Consider the following 14,355-nt stretch of genomic DNA (forward strand, 5'->3'; position numbering starts at 1 on the left):
TGAAAACCTCATGCCGCTACAGCCTTGCCCCCGTGAGCGCTGCCGGCAGGCCATGCACCAAAGCGAGGCAATGCCGATGCACGATCATGCCCATACTGTGCGTTAAACCGGTGACGTTTGCCCGCGCGGCACGAACATTGCGCCGCATCCACGCTCCCAACTGCCACTTGCCGCCTCGGGCCTCGTCCATGAAAACCTTCCACTGCAACCGCTGCTCGCACCTCGTATTCTTTGAAAACGTTCGCTGCGAGCGCTGTGAGGCATTGCTCGGCTACCTGCCGGAACTGCGCGAAATCAGCGCTTTCGAAGACGCGGGCGAAGAGCGCTGGCGCAGCCTGCATCCGCAGGCGGACGGCGCGCTCTACAAGCAATGCCATAACTACGCAGTCGAAAACGTCTGCAACTGGATGATTCCCGCCGATTCGCCCGACACATTGTGCCGTGCCTGCCAGTTGACCCACACCATTCCGAATCTGGGCGCACCGGATAACCGGCTGTACTGGTATCGCCTCGAGGTCGCAAAGCGGCGCCTGCTTTATACGCTCGCGGAACTCGGGCTCGACGTCAAATCGCGCATTGAAGACCCCGAACAGGGTCTCGCCTTCGAGTTCCTCGAAGACGGCGGCGACGGCTCGCGCGTGATGACGGGTCACGACAATGGGCTCATCACGCTGAACATCGCGGAGGCCGACGACGCGCATCGCGAGAAAGTGCGCACGGCGATGGGCGAACCGTATCGCACGTTGCTCGGCCACTTCCGCCACGAAACCGGCCACTACTACTTCAGCCAACTGGTCGAGAAAAGCCCGCGTTGGCTGGAGCCGTTCCGCAAGCTGTTCGGCGACGAGCGCGCCGACTACGGCGAGGCGCTCGCGGCCTACTACCGCGACGGCGCGCCCGCCGACTGGCAGGCGTCCTGCATCAGCGCGTATGCAACCATGCACCCTTGGGAAGATTGGGCGGAGACGTGGGCGCACTACATGCTGATCGTCGACGTGCTCGATACCTCGACCGCGTACGGCCTCGCGCTGCTGCCCGACGATCCGGACGCGCCCACGCTGACTGACCGCACGCCCGTTGAAGACGCCAGCTTCGATAATCTGATGAAACGCTGGTTTCCGCTCACGTATGCGTTGAACAGCCTCAATCGCAGCCTGGGCATGCCCGACGGCTATCCGTTCACATTGGCCGCGCCGGTGGTGGACAAATTGCGCTTCGTGCATCGCGTGATCGCGGAGGCTGGAAAAAAGGCGCCGGTCCCGCAGGGCGCGCAGCGCGCCGCGAAGCCGGCCTGAACGTCAATATGCGACGTACGGGCCGACGCCGCCCGGAGTAGCCTGCTGCTCGATGGCCGCGTACACGGTGCGTCCATAGAAGAACGGCAGGCCCCAATCGAAAATCGACGAGGTGACGAAAGCGGGCCCGGCCAGCAGCGGCAACGCGGAGTCGTTGGGATAAGTCTGCGCGACGACACTTGCATTGGCGACGCTAAAGCTCACCGCGCTCGTCGTGCCGTTCACGCCTTCTATCATCGCGCTCAACTGTGTGGTCGAGGCCGGGCAGTAGTACGCATTGTTCGGACTCGCGCAAACCGGCAGAGCGTTGCTCCTGAAGAAGAGCCCCGTCGAGCCGCTGTCCAGAATACTGCGCGAATAGGTGGTGCCGTCGTGCACGGTCGTGAAGGTGCCGCTCGACGGACTCACGCCGATCACCTGCGCGCTGCCGAGCGCGTTGTTGCTCTGCGTGCCGATGCCGAACACCAGTTGCCCGCTCACCGACTGCGCGCCGCCCGTCACCGCGGGCAGGCTCAGCAACGAGCCGTTGTTGTCGGTCGCGAAGTATGGGATCGGGTTGGCGACCTGCAGCGCTTCGGCCAACGCGATCGACGTGCAGGCCGCGCCGTTGCAGCCGTAGTAAGTGCCGGGCAACGCCTGCGACACACAGTTCGCGCCGCAGTCGTGCCTGAACACGCCGATGCCGAGAATGCCGTTGGCCTGCAGCATGGCGGGCGTATTTCGCGCAACGCCAACGCTCGCGCAATCCGCGGGCACCGAAGCGTAGTTCGGATCGATCACCTGGATCGGCAACGAAGCGGCCTTTTCGCCGGCAATCTGCAGGTCGGCCAGCTTCACCGCGCCCCACGTGAAGCCGTTGAAAAACTGCATGCATTCGGCGACCAGATGGCCCGACGCGTCCTTCTGCTGGGGAAGCACGAGCGACGCCGGCATTTGCGCTGCGAACACGCGCACGCCCCATGAGCCGGTGTCGACGAGCACGTGGTCGATGGTTTGGCATTGCGTGGTGCCCGGCGCGCAGATCGTGAGGCTGACGAACGGCATGTTCGGCACGTTGCTCACGCCCGAGTCGACGCTCACGCGCACTGCATTGGCGGCGAGCGCTTGCGGCGTGGGCGTCGCGTTGGTCACGCCGGGGCCGGCGGACGAACTGGTCGACGCATTCGGGGTTGCGCTGGCGGAGCCGCCGCCACCGCAGGCGCTGACAAGCACGGCGAAAAGCAGGGCGAAAAGCACGGCGCACGACATAGAAACAAGCCTGCAGGCATGACGCATGGCGGCTCCCTTATTGAATCACACTAGGGCCGACGCCCGCAGGCAGCGCTCGCGGCAGATATGCATAGCCGGAAAACTCCCGCAGATGTCCGCCGGAGTACACCACGAGATCGGCGCTCGAAACAGCGAGCGGCGTGTTTCTCTGCGCCGCGCTTGCCGCGACATAGGTATCGAACGACGCGCCCAGTACGGCCTTCAGATCGGGCAAGGTCGGCCCTTCCCACGCGACGCCGAACACCATGCCGTTGGCCGTCACGTATTCGCGCACGAGCGTGCCGGAAGGCAGCGTGATTGCATGCACGGAATACGCGTTCTGCGTCGATGCGGTTCGTGCAACCGCATGCATGCGTGCGCCGTCGCTGTCGACACTGGTTGCGTTCTCGCCCAGCGTCGCATGAGCGGCCAGCGGCAACGCGCAGCCCGCCCCGAGCATTGCGCAGGCAATGCCGATTGAAAGCATCGGTTTCAAGAGAATTCCTTCGAGGTGAGATGCTCGCGACATGCCGTGGCCGTGGCCGTCGCGAACGCGAAACTAAAGGCGCAGCTCGGGCAGGCGGTGCGGATTGCTTTCACGCCGCGTGCTCAGGTGCGTGAATGCGTCTACGGAGTGGCGGCGCGAAACTTTAGCGGCGACGGTGTCGCCGGCCGATCGTTTGCGTGGGAATTTGAACGCGTCGGCAAAAATACGCCGGTTTGCGGCGTTTGACGCTCATGCAACGGCACGCCGCCGGCAGCGGTTGGCGGCGAGTTCAAAGGCGCGGGCGCGTTTGAAACGGACGGCCGCACGGAAAAGGACAGCACGCAAAGGGAGATACGCACGCCAGACGCATAAAAGCAGCCGATGTAAGCGCGCGTTGAACTGAGAGGCGGCCAGAAACGTAGCGGCGCACGAAAAAGCCGCGAACGGCTCGCCGGATTCCGACGAGCCTTCGCGGCTTCGGCTTGCGTACGTCAGGAGCCGCACGCAAGCGGTTCACGACCGGACGTGCTTACGCCTTCGGTTGCTGTTGCTGTTGTTGCTGCAACAGCGAGCGCAATTCCTGCACGTTTTCTTCGACGCGTTTTGCGATTACCGCATACGACTCCGCCTGCGTCTGATATGCCGCCTGCGCGAGTTGCTGCATGTCCGCGAGCGACTTGTGCAGACTTTGCTGGATCAATTCGGCGGTCTTTGCCGAAGGCGCGGCGCCGCTCGTCGATAGCTGACTGGTCAGCGACTGCAATTCGGCAAGCGTGGTGCGCAACATCTCGGCCTGCTTTTGCGCGAGCGATTGCATGCCCTGGAACGCGGTCTGATTCGCCTGAACCAGTGCTTCAACGTCCTTGCGCCGCGCTTCCATGATCGCGGGCACGTCGAAGCCGGGCAGCTTGAACTGCTCCAGCATTTTGGTGAAATCGCCAAACGGATTGGCGGTATCAGGTCGGTCCATGCGAAATCCTCCTTTTCGGTTGAACGACGCGAGCGGCGCTGTACGCATGATTCACGCAATGCAGGCACCGGCTCTTCCGGTGCACCTCGCCCCAGGAGCCGCTTTGCGCGGCACTGGGGTCGGACGGCACATTGCGCCCATCATGCGCCATCCGCCGTCAATGCGCCAGCGCACATACCGTTCCCGCCCGCGGCGCAACGCCCGGCAAAGCGGCGACCTTGAAACCGGACATGCGCCAAACATGCGTATGCCTGGGTTCGCTGCATAGCGTTGGTTCTCCCACATTGCCGCTCATTGGCCGCTTTTTCGTCTTCGCTCGGGTGGTTACGATAAAGACTGTTGAAACGCCAGTGCGGGTGAAGCATGCGTTATCCAGTCGATGTGGCCGTAGCGGCCGCTTTGCTCATCCTCGTGCTCTGCTGCATCATCGCCCTCGCCTTGCGCTGATCCAGCGAGACCCGCCTCGCCCGCCGCGTGCAAGCGCGCGCATCGCCCCTCTTCTTCATTCTTCAGCGCATCTTCCCGCCGTTCTGAAACGCCCGTTCGGCGCGTGACATGGTTCGAAATAATTGTTCGATGGAGTCGGCAAGGCCCCTGCCCCATACTTCGTTTCGCTGCCGGTGCGTGCGAAACAGCACGCATGAGATCACGAACGCTTCATGTGCGACTCCTGTCGCCGATGATCACGATCCTCCGGTTGCCGGTCATCGCAAGGCAGGCTCGAACATTACGGCACCGCGTGCCGACTACAGGACGCATCATGTTCACTTCGATCAAGCTCATCAAGAAACACTCGGCCCGTTTTGCCTGCATCGCGATGGTCAGCGCCAGCGCGTTGCTGAGCGGTTGCGCCAGCGGCAACATCACCGGCGCGAGCGCGGCCGTCGCACAGCCGGTGGTGCGTCCGGACAACATCTACGTCTACACGTTTGCTGCGCAGGCTGATGAGGTGAAGCTCGACGGCGGCATGCTGCAGAAACTGAAGACGCAAATGGGCGGTTCGTCGGCGGCACAAAAGCAGGCCGACGACGCCGCGCAGGTACGCGAACAGGTTGCCAACCAGATCGTCCGTGACTTGCAGTCGATGGGGCTGCGCGCGATCCGCTCGGACATCCCCGCGCCTGCCGACCAGAACGTGCTGCTGGTGCAAGGCAGCTTCGACACAATCGACGCGGGCAACCGGCGCCGTCGCGTGTTGATCGGTTTGGGTGCGGGCAAGAGCGAGGTCAGCAGCTCCGTGCAGATCTTCTACAAGCCCGCAGGCGGCGCGCCGCAACTCGTGCAGAGCTTCACCGCGAGCGCCGACAGCGGCAAGGCGCCTGGCATGGTGGAAACTGCCGGTGTGGGTGCGGCGGCGGGGCATATCGCAACAGCGGCGGCAGTGGGCGGCGGCTTGCACGCGGTTTCGGAAACGAAACACGCCGGTGTTTCCGCCGACGCAACCCGCCTCGCCGACGCCGTGGCGAAGCAGATTGCCCAGATCGGCGTGAGCGGCGGCTGGCTTTCGAGCGAACGAATCAAGGGATGACGGCCCGCGTGCGGCTGCCGCCCGAGGCGGCCCGCAGCAGTTCAGTTCCTGTCGCGCCAGAGGTTGCGTATCAACGCGAGCAGAACGTTAGGCGCGGTACCCTTCTGGCAGTAACCGTCGAAATTGTGGCGGCCGCGGCCGGTTTCGCGCACGTGCTGCTCGTCGAGCGAGGTGAACGCAACAATGCCGAGGCTAGGCGTAGGCAGATAGCTGCGCAACGCACTCGCCGTATCGTAGCCGTCGCGCTCCGGCATCATGATGTCGAGCACGACCACGTCGGGTACCCAATCTTTCACACAGTTGAGCGCTTCGTTACAACCGTTCGCCGCGCGCGCTTCGACGCCTTCGTACGACAGATAGGTGGCGAGCGCCTCTGCCGCGCCCTTGTTGTCGTCGACCACCAGCACACGCGGCACCTCGTGCAAGACCCTCACCTGGCGAGCGCTCCACCTTTGACACGTTGTTCGGGACATGTATGACGATATGCATGAGAAAACCATCGCAGCGCAGCAAATCGCATACCGGTCGGCCGCCGTGACGGTACGTACTCCCGCGCTGCAACGCGCTGCAAACGATCCGCGAACGCGGGTAGCCCTCCACCACCAGGCCGGGTTCGCGCCCTGCCTGTCGGCCGCCGTAACCGGTGCACAGGCCGTCGGCGCCGCGACTGTGCGCGGGCCGCCGACGGCGCGCGACTTCAGTTAGCCAAACGTGAACGCATAGGCACTGACGCCCGCATCCAGGAACTGGATTTCGAACGTTCGGTCCTGCACCAGGCCGCTTTGGCGCACCAGTTGATAAAGCCGGTCTTTGGCGATCACGCCTACGCCGTTTGCATCCGTGTCCGCGCCATGCGACGCGCCCGGCGCTTTGCCGTCGATCGTCACTTTGAAGCGCACCGGCTTGCCGTCCGCCATCGGCCCTAACACCAGATGCAGGTCGCGCGCGTGAAAGCGGTAGGCGATCTTCGCGCCGCTGCGTCCCGATTGCGCGCGCTCGCCCATTACGTCCCACTCGCCTTCAAGGCTCCAGCTTCCGGTGGCCAGTCGCGCGGGGCTGCTGTAGGTGCGAAGCACGTCGGGCGCCAGCGTTTCCGGCGAAGCGAAACCCTCGGCCTGACGATAACCGACGTACGTCTCGCCGGAGCGCAGGTCGCGCGGATCGGCGGCTGCTTCGATGCCCGACGCCTTCGCGGCGCCCGCGGCCGCGGGCAGTGCCGGGTGGCCGGCGTCGGCCAGCAATTGACGGATCACCTCTTCCGACTTCTCGTATCCGCCTTCGCCAAAATGGTGATAGCGGATCTGGCCGTGCGCATCCACGATATAGAAGGCCGGCCAGTACTGATTGTCGAAGGCCTGCCACACCGCGAGGTTGTTATCGATGGCAACCGGATAGTCGATGTGCAGATCGGCCGCCGCGCGCTTCACGTTCGCGATGTTCTGCTCGAACGCGAATTCCGGCGAGTGCACGCCTATCACGACGAGCCCCTGATCGCGATACCGGTTCGCCCACGCTTTCAGATACGGCAACGTGCGCAGGCAGTTGATGCACGAATACGTCCAGAAATTGACGATCACCACTTTGCCGCGCAGGTCGCTGCTTTTCAGGGGCGGCGAGTTCAGCCAGTCGACGGCGCCCGACAGCGAAGGCAACGCGCCTTCCGCCGGCAGTGAAAGCGGCGCGGCAAGGGCAATCGGTCGTGCGAGGGCGGCGGAGTCAGCGTTGGTGCTCGCGTTGGTGCTCGCAGTGGTGCTGACTTTCAGGAACGGGGTGGCGTACGCCGCGCGAGGTTCGAGGCTCGGGAGATCGCCAGGCCGCCAATCGGCGGGCACGAGGCCGGAGGGCTGTGAATCCGTGGGCTGCAAATCTGCGCGCAATGAATCCGTGCGCTCCGCTTTCGGCCCCGCCGCTTCGCCCCGCTGCGCCGCTCCACGCGGCGACCAACGCTGCACCAGTTTGTCCTCGATGCCGGTCGTATTGAACGACGGCAACAAGGCCAGAGCCCGCGTATCCAGACCCAGCGCAATTGCGCCAGCCGACAGCAGCACCGCTGCGCCCACCACCTGACGCACGCGCTCACTCACGCCATACGAGCGGCGCAGCACCGCGACGAGCCGCCCGCCAATCGCCAGAACGATGGCAAGCGAAACCGCCGCGCCTGCCGCGAACGCAAGCAACGGCAACACGCTCGCGCCGCCCGGCCGATGCAGGATCACGCCGGTCATCACCAGCCCGAGAATCGGGCCCGCGCACGGCGCCCACAGCAAGCCGGTCGCGACGCCCAGGCCGACGGACGACAGCACGCTCGGCTCCCCGCCGTCGCGTCGCACCGCGTCGTCAAGACGATTACCCGCGCTCACGAGCGGATGCGTGAGCCGCTCGGCTATCGACGGAAACAGCAGCGCCGCGCCGAACAGTGCGAAGAACACGAGCGCGATCCAGCGGCCGTATTCATTGACATGCGCGACCCAGGCGCCGCCGGCCAGGGCAAGACTCGCGACGGCGGCGAACGTCAGCGCCATGCCGGCGAGAAGCGGCAAACCGTGGCGCACGAACGACTGATCGACGCGCGCGAACACGAGCGGCACAACCGGAAGAATGCACGGACTGACGATGGTGAGCATGCCGCCGGCGAAGGCGAGAAGTATGAGCAGCATAACAATGTCCTTTCGTTCAATGACCTGGTCGGCCCGCACCGGCTGCATGGACGGCATGGACGGCATGGGCAGCGAGGGCCGGGTGGCGGATACCGGATGACTGCATTGAACTGCCGGCACGTATCGGGCTTGTGTCGGCGAAGGCGAGGTTGTGCAAGCTCATGTATCGAGGGACGCATAGATACAGTGCGACACAAAAACAGCCGTCCGCCCGCGCGCGCCCGCAGCCGCGCGCGGATGGCTTTGTATCGCAACGTATCGACGCGCGGCGCGGACACACAACGTTGCGCAGGCACGCGTGAGACGACACACGGCAGATACGTGGGCGGCGTCCAATGACGTCACGCTTGCCGATTACCTACGCGCACACCGCGCGTCTCATGCAAAGGACGATTCATCATGCCTACCCGACTCAAAACCCTCGCCACCATCGGCTCCTTCGTCGCGCTCGCGCTGGTCGCGAGCCTCGTTGGCACGCGCGGCGGCGCCATCAGCGCCGCCGAACGCAACATGCCGGCCACGCCGCAAATAACCGGCATCGACAAATGGATCAACAGCACGCCGCTCACGCTGCCGGAGTTGCGCGGCAAAGTCGTGCTGGTCGATTTCTGGACCTACTCGTGCATCAACTGCGTGAACACACTGCCCTACGTGAAGAACTGGTATAACCAGTACGCCAGCCAGGGGCTGCAGGTCATCGGCGTCCACACGCCCGAATACCCGTTCGAACGCAACGCGGGCAATGTCAGCGCCGCCGTCAAGAAGTTCGACATTCGCTATCCGGTCGCACTCGACAACGAATACGCAACGTGGAACGCGTTCAACAACCAGTACTGGCCAGCGGTGTATCTGCTCGACAAGCAGGGACACGTCGTCTACAGCCACTTCGGCGAAGGCGACTATGCACAGACGGAAGCGAAGATTCGCGAGCTGCTGGCGCAACCCGGTTGATGCAAAGCCGCGTGAGGTGTTGACGCCGCCATGCCCGCCTGCGAGCATGCGGCAATCGAAATCAGACAAGGCGCCAGACGAGCCCATGCGAGCACCCAATCATCTGAACGCGCTGCGCGCTTTCGAGGCCGTCGGCCGGCACCTGAGCTACGTTGCCGCCGCGGAGGAACTGCACGTGACGCCGGCCGCGATCGGCCAGATGATTCGCGGGCTGGAGGAGACGCTCGACATCGAGCTGTTTCATCGCTCGACGTCGGGCCCGTCGCGGCTCGTGCTGACCGACGCCGCGCGCGCGGCCATGCCGGAATTGCAGGCCGGCTTCGAGTTGCTCGCGCAGGCGGTCGAGCGGGTTAAGGCAAGCAAGGCACGCATTACCGTGACGGTGACGGTGCCTCCGGCACTAGCGGACAAATGGTTTCTGCATCGCGTGGAGCGGTTTCAGCGCCAGTATCCGCGCTATGACCTGCGTATCGACCTGTCGCTAAGACTTGTCGACTTCACCGCCGATAGGGTCGATGCCGGCATCCGTTATGGGACCGGCCACTGGCCGGATCTGACCGCAACCTTTCTGATGCGCGACGAGTTCTTCCCCGTTTGCAGCCCCGCGCTGCTCGAAGGCGCGCATCCGCTCAGGACACCGGCGGACCTGAACCACCATCCGCTGATCCACGACATTTCGATGCGAGCGGCACCGGCGTTTCCGACATGGCGCTCATGGGTGCAGAAGACGGGCAACGCGGGCGTGGTTGATTGCGACCGGGGCTTGCAGATCAACGACTCCGCCGCGGCGATTCATACGGCCATCTCGGGCAACGGAGTGGCGCTCGGCAGAACCTGCCTTGTCGAGCGCGACATTGCGGAAGGCCGGCTGGTGCGGCCGTTTCCGGAAGCGCAGAGCTGCGACCTCGCCTATTACGTGGTGCATAGAAAAGACAACGGCAGCGAGCCCGCGGTGGTGGCCTTCAAGGAGTGGCTTCTTGCCGAAGCCAATGGCAGATGATGGCCCCCGCGTGTGCTGCGCCTGCAGCGCGAGGCGCATGACAGGCGTCGGCGCTCGTCACACGGGTATTCGCTGGCTATGCGCTATTCGTGCCGCCACTCTTCTTTAGCGCCAGTTGCTTGCGGTACGCCTCCACCGGCAGGCCGCCCCAGCCCCAGTTCTCCATGTCCACTTCCTCGATCACGACGAAGGTGGCTTCCAGCGGCTTGTTCAGCACGTCCAGCAACAGGTGGCTGACACCGCTGATCAAGCGCGCTTTTTCTTCGGCAGTGACCGCGTTGGCGCCGGGCGTGGTTCCCTCGCGCGTGACCTGAATCGTGACGATAGGCATGTCGTTCTCCGTGGCAAAGGCGGGCGCCGCGAACCGGCGCCCTGTTCGTTGTCGATGCTTCAGTGGCCGGCGCTCTGGCCGCCGTCGACGTGCAGGATCTCGCCTGTCACGAACGGCGCGGCGTCCAGATACAGCACCGCCTGCACGATGTCGTCCATCTCGCCCATATGACCCACGGGATGCAGCGCGCCCAGCGCCGCGTGCGTTTCCACCGCGTGCATCGGCGACTTGATGATGCCAGGCGATACCGCGTTCGCGCGAATGCCCGCCTTGGCATACTCGATCGCGATGGACTTGGTGGCCGCATTCAATCCGCCCTTCGTCAGCGAGGCGAGCACCGAAGGCACGCCGCTGATCGCATGGTCCGTGAGACTGGTTGTGATGGTGACGACATGCCCGCTCGAGCGTTTTTCCATTTCGGCAATCGCCAGCTGCGTGATGTGGAAGAAGCCGTCGAGGTTTACGCCCTTCACCAGCGCGTAGTCGTCGGACGTATAGCTCGTGAACGGCTTTGCGACAAACACGCCTGCATTGTTGACGAGCGTATCAATACGGCCGAAGCGCGCCACGCCCTCCGCGATCACGCGGCGCGCGGTGGCCGGATCGGCAATATCGCCCGCCACGGTGACGATGTTTTCATCGTCGACCGGAGTAATGCTGCGCGCTGTTGCGACCACGCGATAACCGCGCTGACGGAACGCCTTGACCAATTCTGCGCCAATGCCTTGCGAGGCGCCCGTCACCACTGCGACTTTTTCCGACGTATTCATGTTGTGCTCCAAAGTTGTCATCCGATCCAGAAATGAGGGCTGGCTGCCAGACCGGCTGCCGCCTGACGCGGAAGTCTTGCAGTGCGCCCTCGGTGACTGAACTATCGGCTTTGCACGGCCATTGAACAAACGAGAAGATCTGCGTCGGCGGAAAAGAAAAACTACGGCGGTGGCAGCGGGGGGAAATCCGCGGGTTGCGGTTACGGCGAGCAGGAACTCCGGCGCCCGGGCACGGAGCATGCGCAGAACAATCCAGCGCCGCGGCACTGCCGGCCGCTCTGGCCGGACCGGCTGCCCGAACTGGCCGCGGCGCATCTTCACGTTCAATGGCGAGGCGGTTATGAACAAGGTCTCATCGCCCGGACGGGCACCGAGAAAACACGCACGGTTAAGCAACGTGTTCACCGTGGTCGTCAACGCGGGCAAGCGCTTCATGTCGGACCGCTGCCCGATGATGGCGGCCAGCGTCGGCTTCTATTCGGCGTTCTCGCTTGCGCCGACGCTGCTAATGGTGCTCGCGGTCGCAGGCTGGTTTTTCGGCGAAGACGCGGCGCGCGGGCGCCTGTTCGATCAGATGCGGGGCATTCTCGGTAAGGACGCCGCCGAGGCGATGCAGACCATCGTCGAACACGCGCATCGCGCGAACGGCAGCGGCATTGCCGCCGTGGTGTCGGTCGTGCTGTTGATCGTCGGCGCGTCGGCGACTTTCACGTCGCTGAACACCGCGCTCGACGTGGTGCTCGAGGCGGAGAAAGACGTCAAGAACAAAAGCAGCATTACGTGGCTCGTGCGTACCCGGCTCGTGTCGGTGAGCATGGTGCTCGGCCTGGGCTTTCTGCTCGTCGTGTCGCTGGTGCTGGATACCGCAATCACCTACGCGGGCCACGCGATATTCGGCAATTCACCGCTCGTCATCGTGACTGCGGTGCTGCAAACGGTACTTGGATTGATTGTGCTGGGCGCCGCCTTCACGGCGCTGCTACGGTGGATGTCCGACGCGAAAGTCAGTCTCACGCACGCGGCGATTGGCGGGATGACAGCGGCGGTACTTTTCTCGGCGGGCCGGCACCTGTTCGGGCTGTACCTCACGCACGCAGGAACGGCCAGCTCGTTCGGCGCCGCAGGCTCGCTCGCCGTGCTGATGATGTGGCTGTACTTTTCGGCGGCGGTCTTCCTGTTCGGCGCCGAAACGACCGCCGAACTCGCGGGCCGCAACGAGGTGAAAGACGAGCAGAAAGACCGGCCGCTATCGGTCGGCGCGGCACGCTCGCGCGGCTGAACGCCAACGCGGTTGAACGCCAACGCGGTTGAACGTCAGCGCGGTTAGTGCTGCACGCCCCAGCGCCGCACTGTGACGCGTTCCAGCGTATCGAACACCAGATGCTCGATCAGCAGTCCGATGACGATAACCGCCGCGAGCCCCGCGAAAACGCGGTCCGTGTACAGCTCGTTGCGATTCTGGAAAATGTACCAGCCCAGCCCGCCGTTGCCGGAGCTCGCGCCGAATACCAGTTCCGCCGCGATCAGCGTGCGCCATGCAAACGCCCAGCCCACGCGCAGGCCGGCGAGAATAGAAGGCAATGCGGCCGGCACGAGGATCAGCAGCACGTGGCGCACTCCCGTCAGGCCGTAGTTGCGCCCCGTCATGCGCAGCGTGGCCGGCACCGACTGGAAACCGGAGTAGGTGTTGAGCGCGAGCGGCCACAGCACGGAATGCACGAGCACGAATAGCAGGCTGCCGGTGCCGAGCCCGAACCAGAGCAATGCAATCGGCAGTAGCGCTATGGAAGGCAACGGGTTGAACATCGCGGTCAGCATGGACAGCAGATCGCGGCCCACGCGCGTGGACACCGCGAGCGACGTCAGCACGAACGCAAACGCCGCGCCGAGCAGATAGCCGCGCAGCAGTACCGACATGGAGACCGCGGTCTTTTGCAGCAATTCGCCGGACCACACGCCTTGAGCGAAGGCGGTGACGGTTGCGCCGAAGGTAGGCAACAGCAGGTCGTTGTTGACCACACGCGCGGCCACTTCCCATGCGGCGATCAGAACCAGCGCGATCAGCGCCTTGCGCAGCCAGCTTTGCGCAAAAATGCGCTTGCCGAGCGGCAACGGCGCTTCCAGCACGAGTTCGCCGAGCGGTTCGAGCGGACGCTCGTACTCGTCGCGAACCGGCGGCAGCAAGGTCGTGGAGGTGATGGGCGAACTCATTGCACGGCCTCCGTTTCCTCGAACAACAGGTGATGAATACGCGCGACGCTGCGCTGAAAATCGTTGCGTCCGAAACTGTCGTGCGAGTACTGGTGACTGTTGAGCTCCGCGCGCACGCGGCCCGGATGCGGCGACAGCAGCAAGATGCGGTTGCCGACCACCAGCGCTTCTTCAATCGAATGCGTGACAAAGAGCAGCGTGAAATTCACCTCTTCCCACAAGCGCAGCAGTTCCTCCTGCATTTTGCGACGTGTCAAAGCGTCCAGTGCCGCGAACGGTTCGTCCATCAGCAGCACGCGTGGCTGCATCGCGAGTGCTCGCGCAATCGCCACACGCTGTTTCATACCGCCCGACAACGTATGCGGATACGCATTTGCAAACGCGGAGAGACCGACCTTGTCGAGGTAATGCAGCGCACGTTCATTCGCTTGCGCACGCCCGAGCTTCTTCGCGGCTCTCAACGGAAAGGCCACGTTTTGCAGCACGGTCTTCCACGGCGGCAACTGATCGAACTCCTGGAAGACGACAATGCGGTCGGGGCCCGGACCGCGTACCGGTTGAGCGTCGAGCGAAATCGTGCCGGACGTGGGCTCAATGAACCCGCCCACCGCCTTGAGCAGCGTCGACTTGCCGCAACCCGACGGTCCAAGCAGCACGAAGCGGTCGCCGCCATAGACGTCGAAGCTCACATCGTGCGTCGCGCGCACAATGCGCTCGCGCGTGCGGTATTCGAGGCTGACGTTCTCGACCGAGAGCAGCTTCTGGCTTGCGGCCGGAGCGTCGTGCAAAGCGTGGCCAGCGCGCTTTGCATGTTCGGGAAAGAGTAGCGTGGGATTAGCCACCATTGGATCGCTCCCAGGTTGCGGACTGCGCGGACGGCTCAGCGTTGCGCCGCACTGCACTGAAG

At 64.1% G+C, this 14,355-nt stretch carries 14 protein-coding genes; 5 read left to right on the top strand and 9 right to left on the bottom strand.

Annotation, left to right across the window (positions count from 1 at the left end):
- Window positions 1-188: 188 nt before the first annotated feature.
- Window positions 189-1,295: a zinc-binding metallopeptidase family protein gene (locus JNB89_RS10510; RefSeq protein ID WP_220362129.1), complete on the top strand. Its 1,107-nt coding sequence runs from the start codon at window positions 189-191 to the stop codon at window positions 1,293-1,295.
- A gap of 3 nt (window positions 1,296-1,298) precedes the next feature.
- Here the strand turns inward: JNB89_RS10510 and JNB89_RS10515 are convergent, their stop codons facing one another.
- The 3 genes from JNB89_RS10515 to JNB89_RS10525 all read right to left on the bottom strand — a co-directional run bounded on the left by JNB89_RS10515 (window position 1,299) and on the right by JNB89_RS10525 (window position 4,000).
- Window positions 1,299-2,543: a DUF3443 domain-containing protein gene (locus JNB89_RS10515; protein ID WP_223216725.1), complete on the bottom strand. Its 1,245-nt coding sequence runs from the start codon at window positions 2,541-2,543 to the stop codon at window positions 1,299-1,301.
- A gap of 37 nt (window positions 2,544-2,580) precedes the next feature.
- Entirely contained in the window at window positions 2,581-3,030 is a 450-nt protein-coding gene (locus JNB89_RS10520) for a DUF2844 domain-containing protein (protein ID WP_220362291.1), read from the bottom strand.
- A 529-nt stretch (window positions 3,031-3,559) separates the two neighbouring features.
- Entirely contained in the window at window positions 3,560-4,000 is a 441-nt protein-coding gene (locus tag JNB89_RS10525; protein WP_013342618.1) for a phasin family protein, read from the bottom strand.
- A gap of 760 nt (window positions 4,001-4,760) precedes the next feature.
- On the opposite strand from JNB89_RS10525, the gene JNB89_RS10530 reads away from it, so the two are divergent.
- The gene (locus tag JNB89_RS10530) at window positions 4,761-5,528 is read left to right on the top strand and encodes a DUF4410 domain-containing protein (RefSeq protein WP_220362131.1); all 768 of its coding nucleotides are present in this window, start codon (window positions 4,761-4,763) and stop codon (window positions 5,526-5,528) included.
- Between the two features lie 41 nt (window positions 5,529-5,569).
- On the opposite strand, the gene JNB89_RS10535 is transcribed toward JNB89_RS10530, so the two are convergent.
- Both JNB89_RS10535 and JNB89_RS10540 read right to left on the bottom strand, forming a co-directional pair.
- Window positions 5,570-5,962 carry a response regulator gene (locus JNB89_RS10535; protein WP_135891230.1) on the bottom strand — a complete coding sequence of 131 codons (393 nt, stop codon included), beginning with the start codon at window positions 5,960-5,962 and terminating at the stop codon, window positions 5,570-5,572.
- 267 nt (window positions 5,963-6,229) lie between these two features.
- Window positions 6,230-8,185 carry a cytochrome c biogenesis protein DipZ gene (locus JNB89_RS10540; protein WP_220362132.1) on the bottom strand — a complete coding sequence of 652 codons (1,956 nt, stop codon included), beginning with the start codon at window positions 8,183-8,185 and terminating at the stop codon, window positions 6,230-6,232.
- A 399-nt stretch (window positions 8,186-8,584) separates the two neighbouring features.
- On the opposite strand from JNB89_RS10540, the gene JNB89_RS10545 reads away from it, so the two are divergent.
- Both JNB89_RS10545 and JNB89_RS10550 read left to right on the top strand, forming a co-directional pair.
- Window positions 8,585-9,136 (top strand): thioredoxin family protein, encoded by a 552-nt coding sequence (locus JNB89_RS10545; protein WP_013342614.1) that lies wholly within the window; start codon window positions 8,585-8,587, stop codon window positions 9,134-9,136.
- Between the two features lie 85 nt (window positions 9,137-9,221).
- Entirely contained in the window at window positions 9,222-10,136 is a 915-nt protein-coding gene (locus JNB89_RS10550; protein WP_220362133.1) for a LysR substrate-binding domain-containing protein, read from the top strand.
- Between the two features lie 76 nt (window positions 10,137-10,212).
- Here JNB89_RS10550 and JNB89_RS10555 read toward each other — a convergent pair whose 3' ends face one another.
- Window positions 10,213-10,467 carry a tautomerase family protein gene (locus tag JNB89_RS10555; RefSeq protein ID WP_135891226.1) on the bottom strand — a complete coding sequence of 85 codons (255 nt, stop codon included), beginning with the start codon at window positions 10,465-10,467 and terminating at the stop codon, window positions 10,213-10,215.
- 59 nt (window positions 10,468-10,526) lie between these two features.
- Window positions 10,527-11,237: an SDR family NAD(P)-dependent oxidoreductase gene (locus tag JNB89_RS10560; protein WP_013342611.1), complete on the bottom strand. Its 711-nt coding sequence runs from the start codon at window positions 11,235-11,237 to the stop codon at window positions 10,527-10,529.
- A 340-nt stretch (window positions 11,238-11,577) separates the two neighbouring features.
- Here JNB89_RS10560 and JNB89_RS10565 point away from each other — a divergent pair, with 340 nt between their 5' ends.
- Window positions 11,578-12,516 (top strand): YihY/virulence factor BrkB family protein, encoded by a 939-nt coding sequence (locus JNB89_RS10565; protein ID WP_218741199.1) that lies wholly within the window; start codon window positions 11,578-11,580, stop codon window positions 12,514-12,516.
- A 44-nt stretch (window positions 12,517-12,560) separates the two neighbouring features.
- Here the strand turns inward: JNB89_RS10565 and JNB89_RS10570 are convergent, their stop codons facing one another.
- Both JNB89_RS10570 and JNB89_RS10575 read right to left on the bottom strand, forming a co-directional pair.
- Window positions 12,561-13,448, bottom strand: coding sequence for an ABC transporter permease (locus JNB89_RS10570; RefSeq protein ID WP_220362134.1), 888 nt, complete (start codon window positions 13,446-13,448; stop codon window positions 12,561-12,563).
- Window positions 13,445-14,293 (bottom strand): ABC transporter ATP-binding protein, encoded by an 849-nt coding sequence (locus JNB89_RS10575; protein ID WP_013342608.1) that lies wholly within the window; start codon window positions 14,291-14,293, stop codon window positions 13,445-13,447. Before JNB89_RS10575 ends, JNB89_RS10570 begins: the two co-directional genes overlap by 4 nt.
- Between the last annotated feature and the right edge of the window lie 62 nt (window positions 14,294-14,355).

Source organism: Paraburkholderia phenoliruptrix (assembly GCF_019511605.1).
Lineage (GTDB): Bacteria > Pseudomonadota > Gammaproteobacteria > Burkholderiales > Burkholderiaceae > Paraburkholderia > Paraburkholderia phenoliruptrix_A.

Excerpts from the sequence above, each read along its gene's own strand:
- JNB89_RS10515 (WP_223216725.1), bottom strand. The coding sequence starts at position 2,543 with ATGTCGTGCGCCGTGCTTTTCGCCCTGCTTTTCGCCGTGCTTGTCAGC.
- JNB89_RS10550 (WP_220362133.1), top strand. The coding sequence starts at position 9,222 with ATGCGAGCACCCAATCATCTGAACGCGCTGCGCGCTTTCGAGGCCGTC.
- JNB89_RS10565 (WP_218741199.1), top strand. The coding sequence starts at position 11,578 with ATGAACAAGGTCTCATCGCCCGGACGGGCACCGAGAAAACACGCACGG.
- JNB89_RS10555 (WP_135891226.1), bottom strand. The coding sequence starts at position 10,467 with ATGCCTATCGTCACGATTCAGGTCACGCGCGAGGGAACCACGCCCGGC.
- JNB89_RS10575 (WP_013342608.1), bottom strand. The coding sequence starts at position 14,293 with ATGGTGGCTAATCCCACGCTACTCTTTCCCGAACATGCAAAGCGCGCT.
- JNB89_RS10525 (WP_013342618.1), bottom strand. The coding sequence starts at position 4,000 with ATGGACCGACCTGATACCGCCAATCCGTTTGGCGATTTCACCAAAATG.
- JNB89_RS10540 (WP_220362132.1), bottom strand. The coding sequence starts at position 8,185 with ATGCTGCTCATACTTCTCGCCTTCGCCGGCGGCATGCTCACCATCGTC.
- JNB89_RS10570 (WP_220362134.1), bottom strand. The coding sequence starts at position 13,448 with ATGAGTTCGCCCATCACCTCCACGACCTTGCTGCCGCCGGTTCGCGAC.
- JNB89_RS10545 (WP_013342614.1), top strand. The coding sequence starts at position 8,585 with ATGCCTACCCGACTCAAAACCCTCGCCACCATCGGCTCCTTCGTCGCG.
- JNB89_RS10560 (WP_013342611.1), bottom strand. The coding sequence starts at position 11,237 with ATGAATACGTCGGAAAAAGTCGCAGTGGTGACGGGCGCCTCGCAAGGC.
- JNB89_RS10510 (WP_220362129.1), top strand. The coding sequence starts at position 189 with ATGAAAACCTTCCACTGCAACCGCTGCTCGCACCTCGTATTCTTTGAA.
- JNB89_RS10530 (WP_220362131.1), top strand. The coding sequence starts at position 4,761 with ATGTTCACTTCGATCAAGCTCATCAAGAAACACTCGGCCCGTTTTGCC.
- JNB89_RS10520 (WP_220362291.1), bottom strand. The coding sequence starts at position 3,030 with ATGCTTTCAATCGGCATTGCCTGCGCAATGCTCGGGGCGGGCTGCGCG.